Source organism: Bacillus sp. OK048 (assembly GCF_900103525.1).
Classification (GTDB): Bacteria; Bacillota; Bacilli; order Bacillales; family Cytobacillaceae; genus Neobacillus.
In genome coordinates this window covers 1-17276 of sequence record NZ_FNHN01000021.1, presented here as the reverse complement: position 1 = coordinate 17276, position 17276 = coordinate 1, and the positions used below count along the sequence as shown (strand labels likewise).

Annotated in this window: 19 protein-coding genes and 1 rRNA gene; 1 reads left to right on the top strand and 19 read right to left on the bottom strand. The window is 38.7% G+C overall.

The genetic code is table 11. The features are described 5' to 3' along the window. Positions 1 to 54 precede the first annotated feature (54 nt). The 9 genes from ispE to metG form a co-directional block, all read right to left on the bottom strand. The gene (gene ispE, locus BLR86_RS24110) at positions 55 to 924 is read right to left on the bottom strand and encodes a 4-(cytidine 5'-diphospho)-2-C-methyl-D-erythritol kinase (protein ID WP_090767912.1); all 870 of its coding nucleotides are present in this window, start codon (positions 922 to 924) and stop codon (positions 55 to 57) included. 183 nt (positions 925 to 1107) lie between these two features. Beyond that, positions 1108 to 1272, bottom strand: a complete 165-nt coding sequence (locus tag BLR86_RS24105; protein WP_139185723.1) for a small, acid-soluble spore protein, alpha/beta type — start codon at positions 1270 to 1272, stop codon at positions 1108 to 1110. Positions 1273 to 1413: 141 nt separating this feature from the next. Continuing rightward, positions 1414 to 1677: a biofilm formation stimulator Veg gene (veg, locus tag BLR86_RS24100; protein ID WP_090767906.1), complete on the bottom strand. Its 264-nt coding sequence runs from the start codon at positions 1675 to 1677 to the stop codon at positions 1414 to 1416. A gap of 257 nt (positions 1678 to 1934) precedes the next feature. Continuing rightward, positions 1935 to 2819, bottom strand: a complete 885-nt coding sequence (gene yabG, locus BLR86_RS24095; protein ID WP_090768007.1) for a sporulation peptidase YabG — start codon at positions 2817 to 2819, stop codon at positions 1935 to 1937. Positions 2820 to 2947: 128 nt separating this feature from the next. Next, the gene (gene rsmA, locus BLR86_RS24090; RefSeq protein ID WP_090767903.1) at positions 2948 to 3826 is read right to left on the bottom strand and encodes a 16S rRNA (adenine(1518)-N(6)/adenine(1519)-N(6))-dimethyltransferase RsmA; all 879 of its coding nucleotides are present in this window, start codon (positions 3824 to 3826) and stop codon (positions 2948 to 2950) included. Next, the gene (rnmV, locus tag BLR86_RS24085; protein ID WP_090767900.1) at positions 3819 to 4379 is read right to left on the bottom strand and encodes a ribonuclease M5; all 561 of its coding nucleotides are present in this window, start codon (positions 4377 to 4379) and stop codon (positions 3819 to 3821) included. The genes rsmA and rnmV overlap by 8 nt, the downstream gene beginning before the upstream one ends. A 189-nt stretch (positions 4380 to 4568) precedes the next feature. Further along, entirely contained in the window at positions 4569 to 5747 is a 1179-nt protein-coding gene (locus BLR86_RS24080) for a G5 and 3D domain-containing protein (RefSeq protein ID WP_090767897.1), read from the bottom strand. Positions 5748 to 5984: 237 nt separating this feature from the next. After that, positions 5985 to 6752, bottom strand: coding sequence for a TatD family hydrolase (locus tag BLR86_RS24075; protein ID WP_090767894.1), 768 nt, complete (start codon positions 6750 to 6752; stop codon positions 5985 to 5987). A gap of 262 nt (positions 6753 to 7014) precedes the next feature. Further along, positions 7015 to 8970 (bottom strand): methionine--tRNA ligase, encoded by a 1956-nt coding sequence (gene metG, locus BLR86_RS24070; RefSeq protein ID WP_090767892.1) that lies wholly within the window; start codon positions 8968 to 8970, stop codon positions 7015 to 7017. 467 nt (positions 8971 to 9437) lie between these two features. Between metG and BLR86_RS24065 the strand changes: the two genes are divergently transcribed. Further along, the gene (locus tag BLR86_RS24065) at positions 9438 to 9722 is read left to right on the top strand and encodes an AbrB/MazE/SpoVT family DNA-binding domain-containing protein (protein WP_090767890.1); all 285 of its coding nucleotides are present in this window, start codon (positions 9438 to 9440) and stop codon (positions 9720 to 9722) included. Between the two features lie 73 nt (positions 9723 to 9795). Here BLR86_RS24065 and rsmI read toward each other — a convergent pair whose 3' ends face one another. The 10 genes from rsmI to rrf all read right to left on the bottom strand — a co-directional run. Further along, entirely contained in the window at positions 9796 to 10674 is an 879-nt protein-coding gene (gene rsmI, locus BLR86_RS24060) for a 16S rRNA (cytidine(1402)-2'-O)-methyltransferase (RefSeq protein ID WP_090767887.1), read from the bottom strand. Positions 10675 to 10692: 18 nt separating this feature from the next. Then, positions 10693 to 11430, bottom strand: a complete 738-nt coding sequence (locus BLR86_RS24055; RefSeq protein ID WP_090767884.1) for a tRNA1(Val) (adenine(37)-N6)-methyltransferase — start codon at positions 11428 to 11430, stop codon at positions 10693 to 10695. A gap of 61 nt (positions 11431 to 11491) precedes the next feature. After that, positions 11492 to 11863 carry a DNA replication initiation control protein YabA gene (yabA, locus tag BLR86_RS24050; protein ID WP_090767881.1) on the bottom strand — a complete coding sequence of 124 codons (372 nt, stop codon included), beginning with the start codon at positions 11861 to 11863 and terminating at the stop codon, positions 11492 to 11494. Positions 11864 to 11875: 12 nt separating this feature from the next. Next, complete coding sequence (locus BLR86_RS24045) at positions 11876 to 12703, bottom strand: PSP1 domain-containing protein (protein ID WP_090767878.1); 828 nt, start codon at positions 12701 to 12703, stop codon at positions 11876 to 11878. Beyond that, positions 12696 to 13703, bottom strand: coding sequence for a DNA polymerase III subunit delta' (gene holB / locus BLR86_RS24040; RefSeq protein WP_090767875.1), 1008 nt, complete (start codon positions 13701 to 13703; stop codon positions 12696 to 12698). Before holB ends, BLR86_RS24045 begins: the two co-directional genes overlap by 8 nt. Before the next feature lie 31 nt (positions 13704 to 13734). Next, positions 13735 to 14064 carry a cyclic-di-AMP receptor gene (locus tag BLR86_RS24035; RefSeq protein ID WP_090767872.1) on the bottom strand — a complete coding sequence of 110 codons (330 nt, stop codon included), beginning with the start codon at positions 14062 to 14064 and terminating at the stop codon, positions 13735 to 13737. Positions 14065 to 14206: 142 nt separating this feature from the next. Beyond that, a complete protein-coding gene (gene tmk / locus BLR86_RS24030; RefSeq protein WP_090767869.1) occupies positions 14207 to 14824 on the bottom strand; it encodes a dTMP kinase in 618 nt (205 codons plus the stop codon). A gap of 21 nt (positions 14825 to 14845) precedes the next feature. Next, entirely contained in the window at positions 14846 to 16285 is a 1440-nt protein-coding gene (locus BLR86_RS24025; RefSeq protein ID WP_090767867.1) for an aminotransferase class I/II-fold pyridoxal phosphate-dependent enzyme, read from the bottom strand. 74 nt (positions 16286 to 16359) lie between these two features. After that, entirely contained in the window at positions 16360 to 16560 is a 201-nt protein-coding gene (locus BLR86_RS24020) for a sigma factor G inhibitor Gin (RefSeq protein ID WP_090767864.1), read from the bottom strand. Between the two features lie 611 nt (positions 16561 to 17171). Then, positions 17172 to 17276, bottom strand: a 5S ribosomal RNA gene (rrf, locus tag BLR86_RS24015); the annotation flags it as partial.

Sequence of the window (17276 nt, the reverse complement as noted above, 5' to 3'; positions counted from 1 at the left end):
ACTGACCCCCAAAAGACGAATATTCTAATATAAGATTATCATTTTTGTACGTTTTTAATCAAGAGTGTGTCTTTCCCCTAGCATTCTTACAGCAAAAACCTGATCGCAAAAACCTCTAAGACCATTATAAATCCGATGCATTCTTGAATCATGCTGAACAATACCAAAGACAGTTGGTCCGCTGCCACTCATCAAAACAGCGTCTGCACCAAACCGCTTCATTTGCTCCTTGATTTGTGCTACTTCTGGATGAAGCTTTAACGTTACGTCTTCTAGGACGTTTCCAACATTCTCACAAACACTGTGATAGTCATTATGTTGGATTGCTTTAACCATTTCATTAATACTTGGGTGATTCATCCCATTTAAATCAAGACGTCGGTAAACCTCAGCGGTTGAGACACCAATAAAAGGCTTCGCTAAAATAACCCAACATGTTGGCGGTGCAGGGAGATCCGTGATCATTTCCCCTCTCCCCTTTGCTAACGCTGTCCCCCCATACACACAAAAAGATACATCTGACCCAATTTCAGAACCAAGACTTGCTAATTCATCCAACGTTAAACCAAGATTCCAAAGTTTATTAAGACCCCTTAGCGTTGCAGCTGCATCACTGCTTCCCCCAGCCAATCCTGCCGCAACAGGGATTGTTTTTTCAATTAATATCTGAACCCCCTTTTTCACTTGGAAGCGTTCCTTTAACAATTGTGCTGCTTGGTAGGCTAAGTTCCGTTGGTCATCAGGAACATAGCGGTTATGGGAAATAATTTGTATCTTGTCCTGCTCTAATAATGCCAGTTCCACCCGGTCCGCCAAATCAATCGTTGTCATGATCATTTCAACTTCATGAAAACCGTCTGGACGCTTATATAAAACATCTAGAGATAAATTAATTTTGGCTGGTGCTTTTACTAAAACTTTCACTACGTACACCTACACTTCTATCGTTCATATATTTTTTCCTATTTTACCACAAAACCTCTAATAGGAAAAAAAGTCTATGAATAAAATTTAAAGGCCAGGGATCCCTCCTCCCTGACCTTTACCGTGGTGCCCGTTTTGTTTAAACATTGAGAAGCTAGTGCTGCTGGTTATGCATGGCCTAATTTAAGACTTCCTGTTGTTTCTCATTAGCTGTTCTGAAGCAAGTTCAACCGCTCTTTTTACCATATTCCCTGCATCCTTGGCCCTGATGCCGCCCCAACCCTCTCTTTGAACAACATCATAAAAGCCAAGCTCTTTTGCAAGTTCTTCTTTAAATTGAGTTGACATGACACCTTTTCTTCTTGCCATCTAAACAACCCCTTTTACACTCACGGCCCTATTAGTATGTATTTAGAAATAATTTTTATTTTACTCAAAGCAAAAGGCAGAAAATCATTTGATTTTCTGCCTTAAAAATTGCCCTATATTTTAGCTTAAAGCTACATTTCCTGCTGTGTCTTCATAGAAGGTAATTTGAACTGTTTCAGTCAGTACATCTGCATAGCTGTATGAAACCCGTTCAAATGCGTTCTCTTCTTGATCTAATTCAATTACAAAAACTGAAGGGTACGTTTCGGCTAATACGCCGGATCGTTCGATTGTTTTTCTACGTCCCCCGTTTGCCTTGAGTAACAATCTTTTCCCTAAATTTGAATCAAGAGCCTTTTTGATATCGGCTAAGGTTTTTGGCATTCGGTCCACCTCACTGTGTAAAGTATATCACGCTTACATACCAAAGTCAAATAAAAACATAAAATTATATCAGTCCGACAAAAAGATTGTCAATATCTTTTCTTCTACTTTTTCTCCCAATTTTCAACAATTATTATGATTACCTTAATAATAGCGGATTATGTGTTAAAAAAAAAAAATAAGCCCAATCGAAAAGTGGAGGCCTGAAGCTAGACCGTTCTCGAAGTCTCAGAGCTTATTATTCTCTTCCCAGGGACTTATGATTCATCTTCTTTGACTGGATTATAAGGCATTCCTGTTCGTAAAACTCCTTTTGTTTCAATGCCTCCCAGTCCTTTTTCTCCTGTAAGTGTGTTACGCAAAACATCCCAGACATTGATACTTTCCATAAATGGCGTAAAGCTGATTTTTGCAACAATATAAACGGGATCCAGAGCATGGATATTAATTCGTGAGGGGGAACTTGCAAAATTTGCACCTGCATGTATTAACGATTCAAAGTGTGACTGACACGCACCCGCAAAAATAACGAGTTGATCTAAATGAGGAATCTTCCTTCGGGCTTCTTTGACAGTTTGGACGAAGTGCTTTGAGTGGCGGTATGCATTAATATCTGTCATCTTTCCCTTCGACTTTGAATAGGCATCATGACCAGTAATAACGATTATATCAGGACGGTATTGATCAATTAATCCGCCAATTTTAATTGGCATTTCCTTTTCGTTACAATGGATACCATAGACTGGAATACCAATTTTCTCGTATAAAGTCATGCACTTTTGTAAGTAATCAGAGTCTCCATCTAGGTGGAGAACCTTCCCTGGAATTTGAAAGTAATTGGCTGGATGTGCATATCCGCCCGTCGCCGCGTAATCTTGCCTTTGTTTTAATAAATCAACGTCCTGTGCAAATAGCCGGAAGGATTGCTCTTCAAGGGATTTGTATTCCTGTATGATTTTGGACCTAACATTTTTGTTAATAACTACCAGATCCTCGTAAGGTGCGTCTGCCACTAAGCGAAAATCTTCACCATATAGGACTGCAAACCTCTGGCCATTTAGTACTTGAATATCAATGACACGGAATAGAATATCACAGTTATAGGATCGTCTGCCGACAATATCCATCATTTTTATTTCCACTGCCGTCACTCCAATTAGACCAGCATATAGGCCTTCCAAATAAAATTTTCTCTTGATAGGCTATGCAACTACACATGTCTTTGTGAATGAACTTAGGATCAACTCAAAAAAAAATAGACCATAGCGGCCTATTGAAAGTAGGTAAGCAATTCGTCACTCAAGCGGCCAAATTCCTCAACAGAAAGAGTTTCCCCTCTTCTCGTCGGATCAATTTCGGCTGCGCTTAACGCGCTTAAAATTTCTTCCTTTTTTTGTTTCCCATCCGGGAGTTGACTTGTTAAATTGTTCAGCAATGTTTTTCTTCTTTGAGCAAAACTTGCTCGTGTTACTTTGAAAAAGAAGCTTTCATCCTTTACAATTACTGCCGGCTTTTCCCGCCTTGTTAAGCGGATTACAGCTGAATCTACATTAGGCTGTGGTACGAAGACAGTCTTTGGGACAATCATAACCGTCTCCGCCTTTGTATAGTACTGTACAGCGATAGAAAGAGATCCGTACTCCTTTGTCCCCGGTTTTGCGGAAATGCGATCTGCGACCTCTTTTTGAAGCATACACACGATCCCTCTTATTGGTATTTGTTCCTCTAAAAGTTTCATAATAATTGGAGTAGTCACATAATAAGGCAGATTGGCGACAACCATAATATCATTGATAGTTGTAAATTCTGTATCTATCACTTCCTGAACGTCAGCCTCGAGAATATCCTTATGAATAATTTTTACATTTTCATATGGTGAAAGCGTATCAGACAAAATCGGTAATAATCTTTGATCAATCTCAAAAGCAACCACTTTTTTACTACTGCGGGCAAGCTGCTCTGTCAAAGCACCAATACCTGGGCCAATTTCAATTGCCCCCGTATTTTCACCCATTTCAGCAAAATCCACTATTCTATGTAAGATGTTCGTATCGATTAAAAAGTTTTGGCCCAGGCTTTTCTTAAAAGAAAAACCGTACTTTTCAAGTATCGCTCGTGTTCGTATTGGGGTAGCAATGTCTTTACTCATTTTTTTCCTCCTGTATGACCACTGCAAGTGCTTCTGCAAATTCCTGTCTGCTGATTTGGAACATCATTAACCGTTTATAAAGTTGTTTTCCATTGGTATAACCAATTTTCAAAAGTTTTCCCAACAAAATCCTTCTATCTTTTGAACCTGCTCCACCAATGAGCCCTGCAGTAATTAAATCTTCTTGGGTAATTTCCTCATTAATCGTCTCTGTCATCATTTGTGCGTCTCTTAATGCATCCCTTATTGCCTCTAGCTGTGCATGTTCCACACCAAGACCTTTGCCATTTTTAGCGATAGCAGCTTCTTTTGGTAAAAAGGCATGCTTGGCTCCAGGTACTTGCTCGGCAATCGTTTTCCTTATTTTTTCCCCTGGGTAGTCAGGATCTGTAAAAATAATTACACCTCTTGTTTCTTGGGCTCGTTTGATTTTTTCAATCGTTTCTTGATTGATGGCAGAACCATTTGTTTCAATCGTATCGGCGACAACGGCCCGTTTAATGGCTGTAGTATCATCTTTTCCTTCTACTACAATAAATTCCTTAATCCTCATTATTTCCTCCGTAAAACAATAATAAAAAACTGAAAAATAATTGAAACATTTTTGTAATGTCCATCGTCTATATTATCAAATGCATTCATATTATTAGGTAAATAGCCTATAGTTTTCCTTGTAAGTATAATGAATATTTGAGAACAAAGCAAAATGCAGAGGCTTTACTATTCCTCTGCACTGTTAAGCTTATTCTAAAATTTTAATCTTGACCTTTCTGACTCCCCAGCGAAATGCTTCCGTTTTGGTTGGAAAGAAAACATCAATTTTGTGTCCTTTTATGGCGCCTCCAGTATCAGCAGCAATTGCATAGCCATAGCCTTCCACGTAAACCTTTGTTCCCAAGGGAATCACACGAGGGTCTACAGCAATTACCTTTGCATTTGGATTGGCACGCAAATCCAATCCCGAAGCCGTTCTCCCTGAACAGCCGTTACAATATGCTGTATAGGCAGTAGTATTCACATAAAACTCTGTTCCAGTTTCTGCTCCACGGGAAACTTGAAATTCTAATTCCTTCGTTCCGACAGCCACAACTTTATCGAGTTTCTCTCTAAGACTCTGCTCAGCGATTAATTTTCTTGAAACTTCTTTACCGTTTTCCAAGATGACTTCATATTCTTTTGAAATAACTCCAAGTCTACCTTCTTTAACAGTTGTTTCTTTTCCTTTTTCTAAGCTCTCATCTTTCTTGGTGATAACGGCAAATTGAACTGGTTCTTCCACTACATCGGTGACTTTTTCTACGCGTATGACGTTAATAACGTCATCCTTTTTCACTGTCTCTGATAATGACGGTTCAACTCGGTCAAATTTGTTTAGTTTAATTCCCTGTTGTGTTAAAAAGTCAGCGACCGTAGCCGAAGTAGACCATACCTGCTGCTCATTTCCGCCGTCAACTAGTGTAAGATGAAGAGCTGATTTGATGCTAATTTCCATCTTATTTTTGATTGTTTCCTGCGGCCTTGATGAAATTTCGTCCTGTTCGTTCAATACAATTTTTTGCTCCTTTAGAAGCTCTTCGACCGTACCTGCTGTTGTCCATATCGTTTTTTTCTCGTGGTCTTGGACAATGTGAACCTGCCTTGCTTGTTTAAAGACAATTTTTTGGTTGTCTTTCACCCTAGCGTCAGCTGAAGGTGACAAGTAGTCTTTTGAGTTTACTGGTATATCCAGTTGGGCTAAAACATCCTTAACCGTATTGGCATGTGTTTTCATTACTTTTTGCTGTCCGTTTAGAGTTAATGCAACGGTATATTTAGATCCTTCATAGTATGAAAAACCCAGAGTTGCTGCTAAAACTACAAAACTAGCAAAAGTGATTGCCAACCTTTTTCTACTCAAAGACTTAGAAAACAGGTTTTTCATGTGTTTGAATACGATGAAAAACGCCTCCTTTTCTCGGAGAGATTAGTGAGAAACATGCTGTCGGCTGTCAACCCCTGCATTTGTTGTGAACGTATTTCCTATTATGCATATAGTTGGGAAATTTGCAAAGGGAAACTTATCGACACGGTTATCCTATGAAGAAAAGGAGGTATGTAGAACTTTTAGTTATAGTAATAAGTTTGGACAAGCTTCTATTTACTTCGACATGCTTGTCTATCAGTTAATGTCGAATAATTTTTTTGCATTCGCAGTGGTGACGGTTGCCACTTCTTCAAAAGATAAGCCTTTTATTTCAGCAATTTGCTCTGCAACTAACTTTACATAGCCCGGCTCATTACGTTTTCCTCGATATGGGTGCGGCGCTAAATAAGGGCAGTCTGTTTCGATAAGCAGCTTTTCTAATGGGACGACAGCTGCCACTTCTTTAGGTTTTTTGGCATTTTTGAAGGTTACAGGACCTCCAAGTGAGATGTAAAAATTCATTTTTAGACATTCCATGGCAACCTCTGGACTTCCACTAAAACAATGCATAATTCCCCCAACCTCTGCCGCCCCCTCTTCCCGCAAAATCTCCATAATATCAGCCGTTGCCTCGCGATTATGAATGACAATTGGCAGGTTTACTTTTTTCGCCAAATGAATTTGTTTGCGGAATACTTCTTTTTGAATCTCTTTAGGGGACTTATCCCAATGATAATCTAATCCCATTTCGCCGATTGCCACTACCTTGGGATGGGCTGCTAATTCTTCTATCCAAAGCAGATCTTCTTCTGTCATATCAATTGCATCTACGGGATGCCAGCCAACGCATGCATAGATAAAGTCGTAGGACTCTGCCAGCTCCATCGCTCTTTTTATCGTTGGACGATCAAAGCCCACACAAACCATATGAGATATGCCTGCCTCTTGCGCCCTACGTATCACTTCTTCTAAGTCTTCCTCAAATTGATCAGCATTTAAATGTACATGTGTATCAAATAGCATAAATCAAGCTCCTTTGTAGATTTCTCCCGCTGTTTCTTGTCGAATGTAGAAAGAAAAAATGGAAATGCCACGAAATTTGTTTCACGTGGAACAATTCAAAGCGGAAGCGCCTTGCACAGGGGCGACAGGCATAAGACGAGCCGGCGAGAAGGTTGCTCTTTAACCTTCTCGACGGATTGGCTTATGACCCCGAGCCCCTAGGCGCTGCAGCTAGACACTGCTCAAATTAAAAGAGCCTATAAAGGCTCTTCAAATTACCTATTTACTTTACCTTTGAACCATTAGGAAGTGTTTGGTCAACTGTGGCCAGCGACAGGACGCCATCGTTTGATCCAGCTAGGATCATGCCTTGTGACAGTTCCCCACGCAACTTTACTGGTTTCAAGTTCGTAATACAAATAACCTTCTTGCCCACTAATTCTTCTGGTTTATAATATTGGGCAATACCTGATACCACTTGGCGTTTTTCATAGCCTAAGTCCAATTGAAGTTTTAGCAGCTTATCTGCCTTTTTTATTGGTTCAGCTTGAATGACTTCTGCCACACGCAAATCAACTTTCATAAAATCATCAATACCGATTTCCTCGACCGCCTCCGGCTTTTCTTCCTGTTTCTCTTTCACTACTGGAGCTGGAGCGCCCATTTTCGAGCGAATAAATTCAACCTCATCTGCAATTTCCAGTCTTGGGAACAAAGGATTTCCCTTTGCAACCTTGGTGCCATTAGGAATAGACCCGAAGTTAGTTAAACTATCCCAAGTCTTAAGTTCCGCCTCATTCATTCCAAGCTGTTCAAAAATCTCATTTGGGGTCACCGTTAAGAACGGCTGAAGAAGTATAGCTGTTCTCCTTAATGATTCAGCTAAATGCACCATTACACTAGCCAACTCATCTTTTCGTTCTTCCGATTTTGCCAACGTCCATGGCTGGGTTTCATCAATATATTTATTGGTACGGCTCACTAATTGCCAAATCGATGTCAATGCAACAGAAAACTCCATTTTCTCCAGGGCTTCCTCAACTTTTGTAACTGTTTCATGGTTTACTTGAAGTAGTGCTTCATCATATTCACTTATAGAACCAGAATAAGTTGGAACAACACCATCGAAATATTTTTCAATCATCGCAACCGTTCGATTTAATAAGTTACCAAGATCATTGGCTAAATCGAAATTGATTCTTTCGACAAATCCCTCTGGTGTGAATACTCCATCGGCACCAAACGGAACCTCTCTTAGTAAATAATAGCGAAGTGCATCAAGGCCATATCGGTCAATTAAGGTAACTGGGTCAACTACATTCCCTTTCGATTTGGACATTTTTCCATCCTTCATTAGGAGCCAGCCATGAGCAAAAACCTTTTTAGGAAGTGGCAGATCAAGTGCCATTAACATGATTGGCCAATAAATCGTGTGAAAACGGACAATTTCCTTTCCGACGAGATGAACATCTGCTGGCCAGTAGTTTAGATATTTACTATCATTTTCCGTGCCATAACCAAGAGCAGTAATATAGTTTGATAGCGCATCAATCCATACATAAATGACATGCTTGGGATCTCCTGGTACTTTAATTCCCCAATCAAACGTTGTACGAGATACAGCCAAATCCTCTAATCCAGGCTTAATAAAATTATTGATCATTTCATTTTTCCGGGATTCAGGCTGGATAAATTCGGGATTTTCTTCATAGTATTGCAACAGTCGATCGGCATATTTACTCATCTTAAAAAAGTAGGATTCTTCTCTAACAATCTCGACTGGTCTCCCACAATCAGGACAATTACCATCAACTAATTGACGATCTGTATAAAAGGATTCACATGGAGTACAATACCATCCCTCATACTTATCAAGATAGATATCTCCTTGTTCGAGCAGTTTTGTAAACATTTTTTCGACTACCTGCTTATGTCTTTCTTCTGTCGTACGAATAAAGTCATCATATGAAATATCAAGCTTTTTCCATAGGTCCTTAATTCCGTCGACAATTTCATCCACATACTGCTGTGGAGTGATCCCCTTTTCCGCAGCGACGCGTTGAATTTTTTGACCGTGCTCGTCTGTTCCAGTCAAATACATGACATCAAAGCCGCGCATTCTTTTATAGCGTGCCATTGCATCACCAGCCACCGTTGTATAAGCATGGCCAATATGTAAATTTCCGCTCGGATAATAAATCGGAGTCGTGAGATAAAAAGTTTTTAATTTTTCCTGCATTTGAGACCCTCCTAATTTAGGCATTCGGCTTTCCTATTAAATCATTATAGCCTTTTTCATCCTCTTCTATCATCAAAATATACCCAAAAACCAATCATTGTGCAATAAACCCAAATATAAACGAAAATATATTTTTAAATTCCCCCCAAAAAGTATATCTCTCTGTCGAATTTTATACTAGTAATGGAATTGGTAATTGTAGAAAATTGTCGAATTTTCCAATCCATCACGATAACACTATTAATAAACAATTATATTAAAAATTTATTTCATCTATAATTAATTCCAATATTTATTGATAAATCAACTTTATTTAAGATAGCTAATTTTTCCAGTTAGTTTTTACCATAAAGTAATTGACGAAAAATGGAATGACTGGTATTATAAGTTTATAAAAATAATGTCGAATTATGACGAATTGATAGAAAGATAAATTAATAGGTTCAAAATGAGAGGAGCTAGTAATTATGAAATCTACAGGTATTGTCCGTAAAGTTGATGAATTAGGTCGTGTGGTCATTCCAATCGAATTAAGAAGAACACTTGGTATTGCTGAAAAGGATGCACTTGAAATTTATGTTGATGACGAGCGCATTATCTTAAAGAAATACAAACCTAATATGACTTGCCAAGTAACTGGTGAAGTCTCTGATGATAATTTAGCACTTGCTGGCGGAAAACTAATCCTTAGCAAGGAAGGCGCAGAACTGTTAGTAAAAGAAATTCAAAATCAATTTGAATTAGTAAAATAATATAGACGAAGCTTCTCCTAACAAGGGAGAAGCTTTTTTTGGCTGTTTTAAACTGGACTGTTGATTTGCGCTACTAATCAATGTGATAGGCCTGATATACCTCACGTTTGTTTATTCCTCGATCTTTGGCTGCTTGTTTGATGGCCTCTTTTGAATGCAGTTCTTTTACACTTATGTAATGATTAACATGTTCCTCAATTGATAAGGATTCCCACCAACTTATTTCTTCTTCCTTTACTTTACTTTCATCTGCGCCTTCAACAATTAAACAAAATTCGCCACGAATTTCATCCTGGTTTGCCCACACAATAATTTCCTCTAAGCTGCCTCTAATAAATTCCTCAAACTTTTTAGTCAACTCCCGACAAATTGCAATTTTGCGATTTCCTAATATTCCATGCATACTAGTTAATGTCTCTTTAAGTCGGTGTGGTGACTCGTAAAAAATCAGAGTTCCTGTTTGTTTCTTTACCTTTTCTAACTCAGCTTTCTTTTCTCTTTTACCTCGGTTTAAGAAACCATAAAAATAAAAGGGCTGGCAAGCAAGTCCAGAGGCAACTAACGCTGGGAGAGCAGCATTTGCACCAGGTAATGGGACAACGGTTACTTTCTCACTTATTGCTGCCTCTACCAACTCATATCCTGGATCGGAAATGGCAGGCATGCCTGCATCACTCACCAAAGCTATTTTCATGCCATCCTTAATCTTATGAATGAGCTTCTCACCGCTCGCTTCCTTATTATGTTCATGGTAACTCACAACTGGTGTTTGAATTTCGAAATAATTACAGAGCTTTTTTGTATTTCTTGTATCTTCTGCAGCAATTAAATCGGCTTCTTTTAATATTCTTACAGCACGATAACTCATGTCCTCCAGATTACCAATTGGGGTCGGAACAAGATAAAGGATTCCTTTTAGTGCTTCATTCTCAAAACTCTTTTGCTGCCACATCATAATCACCTCCAGGTATCAACCATATAAAATCCTTTTAATCTCCTCTGTGTATTCCCCTTCTTCATTATAGACAACCATTGGCGGAAGTATTTTTAAATCAGGGCTGCCATCCTTTATTGCTTCAATTAATAATGTATTTGCCTCTTTCCCTTGCTTTGGATACACAAACTGAATGCGCTTAGGTTCAAGACGATTTTGACGCATGGCGGTAATGATATCCATCAACCTTCCAGGACGATGGACAAAAGCAACTTTTCCTCCCTGCTTTACTAATTGACTCGATGCCTTAACCGCATCCTCAAGTGTACATAGTATTTCGTGTCGAGCAATGGCTAGATGTTCATTCGGGTTTATTTCATCCTTCGAGGGAGTAGGGAAATATGGTGGATTACAGGTAACAACATCAAATTTCCCATACCCTAACTGCTTAGGAACCTCTTTTATATCTCCATGAATCATCTGAAGGCGGTCTCGAAGATGATTATAGTCAATACTTCTTACCGCCATATCATAAAGCCTCGCTTGAATCTCAACACCAGTAATAGTCCCCTTTGTTCGGCCGCTTAGAAATAAAGGAATAACCCCATTCCCACTGCATAGGTCAATAATATTTCCTTTTTGAATGGGTACATACACAAATCGAGCCAGTAAGACAGCATCAAGTGAAAAAGCAAAAACCGACGGGCTTTGAATTATTCTTAAATTTTCAGCAAGCAAGTAATCCAGCCGTTCGTCATCCTTTAAAATAACCACATCGTTCCACCTCTATAATATGTAAAAAAATGAGGCTGACCTGAGTCAACCTCTTTGCGATTTATTTCTTATTAAGAAAGGAGAGACAAAATAAACAATCCCCTTCCTTGCGCAAGCTTCCAAAATGCAAGTTACATATATGAAATCCCTCTTGATAAAGCCGAGCAAGGTTATCGTAGCCTTCGCCAATATCTAGAGTTCGATCACCAGGAGGTACTTGCGAAGTTGTCCCTTTTTTATCTTGCCCTACCTTCTTTTCCTTCTCCGTGCTTACATCTAAACGGCGCCTTAGATGTTCATTTTCGAGCTTTAAATAATGATTTTCTTCTAGTATTTCGGCTAAATGCTGCTTTAATTCCCCGAGTTGTTGGTAAAGATGTCCAATTTGTGTTTCCATGTTACTTACTGATTCAAATATCTCTTTTTTATCCACGCCTTCCACCTCTTAATCTGTGGATTGTATAGAAAAGGCACCTTCTTTAATGATTTCATCCAATGTATACTCCAGAACTCTATCCTGTTCCTTTAGTTCCACCTGAAGTACCCGCTCTAATAAATTTAATCCTACTACTTTACCTCGACCTTGAGGAGTCTGAATCATTTCCCCTATATCAGGCAATTGTTCTTTTGCAGCTTCATATTCATCATTCTCATATTTCAAACAGCACATAAGTCTACCGCATAATCCGGATATCTTAGTAGGATTCAAAGATAGATTTTGATCCTTTGCCATCTTAATCGACACTGGGTCAAAGTCACCTAAAAATGTGGAACAACAAAGCATTCTTCCACATGGGCCAATGCCTCCAAGCATTTTTGCCTCATCCCTGACACCGATTTGGCGTAATTCAATTCTTGTCCGAAAAATGGCTGCTAAATCTTTTACTAACTCACGGAAATCAACTCTGCCGTCAGCAGTAAAATAGAAAATCACTTTGTTTCGGTCAAATGTATATTCAACATCCACTAGTTTCATATCTAGTTGATGTCCATTTACTTTTTCATTGCAAACATCATATGCTTCCTGGGCTGCTTGTTTATTCTCTTCAACGATCATTCGATCCTTATGATCTGCAATTCTTACTACCTTTTTTAATGGTAAAACAACATCATGCTCCTCAACCTGTTTGCGTGGAACGACAGCTTTGCCATATTCAACCCCACGTACCGTTTCGACAATCACAAAGTCATCTTTTTGAATTGAGAGGTCTCCAGGATCAAAATAATAGATTTTTCCCGCTTTTTTAAAGCGTACTCCTACAACATCATACAAATGAAGATCCCTCCTGCAAATTTAACACAAGCTCTTCCATCATTAGCTGCGGGTTCATATTCGCCGCCAGTTTCCTTTTTGCCTCGAGAATAGCCGTCATTTGATCCGATAACCGCCGTCCGGATGTTTCAAGAGCATATTGTCTTAACCGGTCACTTTCAGCTTTAAAGACGATTTGCTCCTGTTTATCTAATTGTATATATAATAAATCCTTAAAAATAAGAAGTAAAAGATCTAGACCACGATTTATCTGCTCTTTCTCTTTAAAGTGTGAGAACCAATCCCCTTGAAGAGTTACCATTGCTTCTAAAGAACCTTTTTTCAACACCTCATACAATTTTAACACTATTTTTTGAGCTTGTGCAAACCAATCATCGACATTTAATTCATATGCCTCATCTAGGCTATTTGTTAGCTGTGCTAATAGTGGTGCCTTCATTGGATTTACGCCGTTTTCAGTCAACTGACTGATCATTGCTTGTGGAGACAATGGTTTAAATGATAATATTTGGCAGCGCGAAAGTATGGTTGGTAATAACTGCTGCGGCTGCTCTGTTAGTAAAAAGGCTGTAGTTTGTGAGTTTGGTTCCTCAAGAAACTTTAGTAAACTATTCGCCGCGCTTACACTCATTTTGTCAGCGTCACTAATCATATAAACCTTTTTTGACGACTCTACACCTTTTTTAGAAAATTCCTCTTGGAGGTCTTGGATTTGTTGTTTTTTTATTGATAAACCATCAGGCGCTACTTTATGGACATCTGGATGATTGCCGCTATTAATCCGGCGGCATGTATTACAAGATTCACATGGTTTATAGCCTTCAAGTAATGATACACAAAATAGAGCCTTCGTGATTAGAAGGGCGATTTCCCTCTTCCCAGTCCCTCTAATTCCCTCAAGTAAATAGGCATGGGCTACACGATTCTTCAACAAACTGTTCTTTAACATTTTTAGGACGGTAGGTTGCAGCTCCTCTAGTTGATCCCATGTTTTTACCAAAGTACATCACTCACTTACCATTAGTATTGATTTAAAAATGCATATATTGTTCAATTGGGAGAACGAAAACGGTTGCACCGCCTACCTCAACTTCGACTGGGTAAGGGACAAAGGAATCTGCATTTCCACCCATAGGGGAAACAGGCGCCACTAATTGATCCCGTGATTTACAGTTATCTTTGATGATTTGTAATGCACGGTCGACACGAATATCCTCTGTGCCAATCATAAAGGTGGTATTGCCAGATTTCAAAAAGCCGCCTGTAGTTGCCAGCTTCGTCGCTCTAAAATTATGATCAACCAGTGCTTTTGATAATCTGTTGCTATCCTGATCTTGAACAACAGCGATGATAAGTTTCATCTCTACCAACCCCTCACTAACAGTCTCGTTTCTCTTTCCTATATTATAACAGGTATTTGTCCTTATCACATTGATATTCTACGGGGAGTGCTTTTGAAATTTGTCTTAAAAAGAAAAAAAGCCTTACGAAAGAAGGCTCGTACTAGATTATTTTTTCTTTTAGAAGCTCCATTGTTTTTTTAAAAACAACCCCTACTTCTCCTGACGCATCAATTTTTACTATTCTCTCTGGAAATCTTTCCATTACTAGGTGATAACCCTCTCTAACACGATTATGGAATTCAAGGTGTTCCAAATCTAAGCGATTTACTTCTCGCCCTTTATTTTTGTTAATTCGCTGTAAACCAAGCTCCGGTTCAATATCAAAATAGATAGTTAGATCAGGCATCATCTTTTCAATTGCAAATTGATTAATGGATAACACTTCATCAATTCCTAAACCACGAGCATGGCCTTGGTAGGCTAATGAACTATCCACGAACCGATCGCACAAGACAATTTTGCCTTCCTCTAAGGCAGGCTTAACCTTTTCCACTAAATGCTGTCTTCTTGCAGCAGCATAGAGTAAGGCTTCTGTCCGAGCATCCATGGCTATGTTGTTCTTATCTAAAATAACCGTTCTGATTTGTTCTGCAATATCAATACCACCTGGTTCCCGCGTTAATAACGCATCTTTTAGTTCCTTTGCTACCATACTAATGATAGTTGTCTTCCCTGCACCATCAGGGCCTTCAAATGTAATAAAAAAACTGCTCTTCATCAATAGTAAACCTCCAAAATCTTAACTTGTCCTAATAATGTGTATTAGGTTTTTATCTAGGAATGAGCCTCCTTGAAATCTTGCTCCCGTATTCATTAGTTGGATTAGCTGATTAATCTTTTCCTCGGTGATCAGCTCTCCGATTAGCAGAAGGGGAATACCTGGAGGATATGGTATGATTGTCTCTCCACACACATGTCCCGCAGCTTCTGATATTACCACTGCTTCCTTTTTAACATCTGACAATTTATCATAAGGAATGGACAACTCCGAGATAGTACCAGTGTAAATATTTAATTGTTCCTCTAGTGGGTGTATTGGTACGTCTGCTAATGCCGCTTTTATTTTCCTGCTTGCTTCAAGGAATGGATAGTCTTGATTTTCTTTCAATAATGGAAGAACCAACAGCACGTTAAATGGATCCGCTAACTCTGTATAAATACCCATTTCTTCGAATCTTTTTTGAAGCTCGAAGCCGCTTAACTTACTCCTAGACTGTATAGTTACTTTTAATGTATCCCCGAGTGAGTCAGGATACTCTAGTACCTTTATACTTTGGATCGTTGATAGCTCCTTTTTAAAGTGGGCTATTTCTCTTTGTAAGTATGCTATATCCCTTTGTTCGTATGTAGCTAAATAATTTCGTGCTAGATCCAGTGAAGCCATAATTACGTATGACGGACTGCTCGACTGAAGTATCTGCAGGTACTCCCTAACTCTGTTGATGTAAATCCGTTCACTGTTTATATGTAAGTAAGAACCCATTGTCATCGCTGGGAGCGTTTTATGTGCCGATTGAACGACCATATCAGCGCCTAATTGGATCGCAGATGCTGGAAATGGCTCCCCAATAATAAAGTGAGGACCATGTGCTTCATCCACTAATACAGGGATGTTATGAAGATGTGCAAGATCAATGACACTTTTTAAATCATACACCATTCCATAGTAGTTCGGATAGGTTAATATCATTGCCTTTGCTTTTGGATAGAGTGAAATAGCTTTTCCGACAATTTCTTTAGATACACCCGTTGCAGTCTTCCAATCTTGATGATAATCCGGTTCTAAAAATACTGGGCGTGCTTTTGCTAGTTTTAGAGCATTTAAGACTGACTTATGGCAATTCCTTTGAACGAGGATAACATCGTCTTTTTCACAAACAGACAGGATCATCGCTAAATTCCCTACGGTAGATCCATTTATCAAAAAAAAGCTTTTCTTAACCTGGTATAGGTCTGCTAATAACTCTTCAGCTTCTTTTATTACACCCTCCGGTGAGTGTAGATCATCTAGTCCCGTAAGTTCGGTGGCATCCATTTTTAGAATATCCTGAAAAATAGTTTGGGCTTGCTGATGGAAAATAGCTCCGGATTTATGACCTGGAACATGAAAGGAAATTGTTTTTTTTTGATTATGCTCAATTAATGCTTCATATAAGGGTATTCGATTTTGTTTGTTCATCGTTACGCTCCTAAAAAGAGTCTCATTCATTTTAACAAATAGCGACGCAAAAAAATAAAGCCCTAATGGACTTTTTATGAAAAAATTTCAGGTGTTGTAATTTTTTTAAGTTGTTTTAGATAATGTTTATATTTTGGATCATGTGTTTCTGTTTGTATTAAATCTTTTTCACAATCAGTACAAATAAATGAAGTATATAGATGTATCCCCTTTGGTTTTAAGTTCTCACATATAACGCACGTTTCGTGATAATGACATTGTGCTAATGAATTCAATCACACCACCTCCATACACCTATTCTTGCCGGTATTTTATAATTGTATACAAAATTTAGAATTATTCACTCTTCAGGGCATCCCTCAGTATATCTTATGTTGGTAACTGCGATTGGGTGTATGTCTAGTAATGATTTCTTCAAAAACACTTCGTACTTTTTTATTAGTAAGAAGGATGAGGGGGAATATGCTATAATCGTTACCTCTATAAATGAAAAAGTGAATTCATGGTTGCTTTTCGTGTAGGTGTGGGTACAGGTATGGGTATAAATAGGCGGAGAATTTCCGGTTATTGTCTATAGGGGCGACTTTAGGAACAGAAATAAGCGGAGATATTCCGACTAACTGCTCTAATTAAGACTAAATCCATCGATTTGGATCGTTTAAGTAGAAAAACTCCGCTTATTTTAAGCGAAATATGGGTATTTCACAAAATAAACGGAATTCCTCCGCTTATTTTTCGAACAGAGTGAAATTAACATTCCGTTATAATAGTGCTTTTAATAAAAATACCGCCGCACGGGCATGATTCTCCTATTATCCGTTCCTACCTCACTATTTTTTCCAAACAATACGAAAAAACACAACCTTGATCAGGTTGTGCTTCGTTAGCCTGGCAATGTCCTACTCTCACAGGGACAAAGTCCCAACTACCATCGGCGCAAAGAAGCTTAACTTCCGTGTTCGGTATGGGAACGGGTGTGACCTTCTTGCCA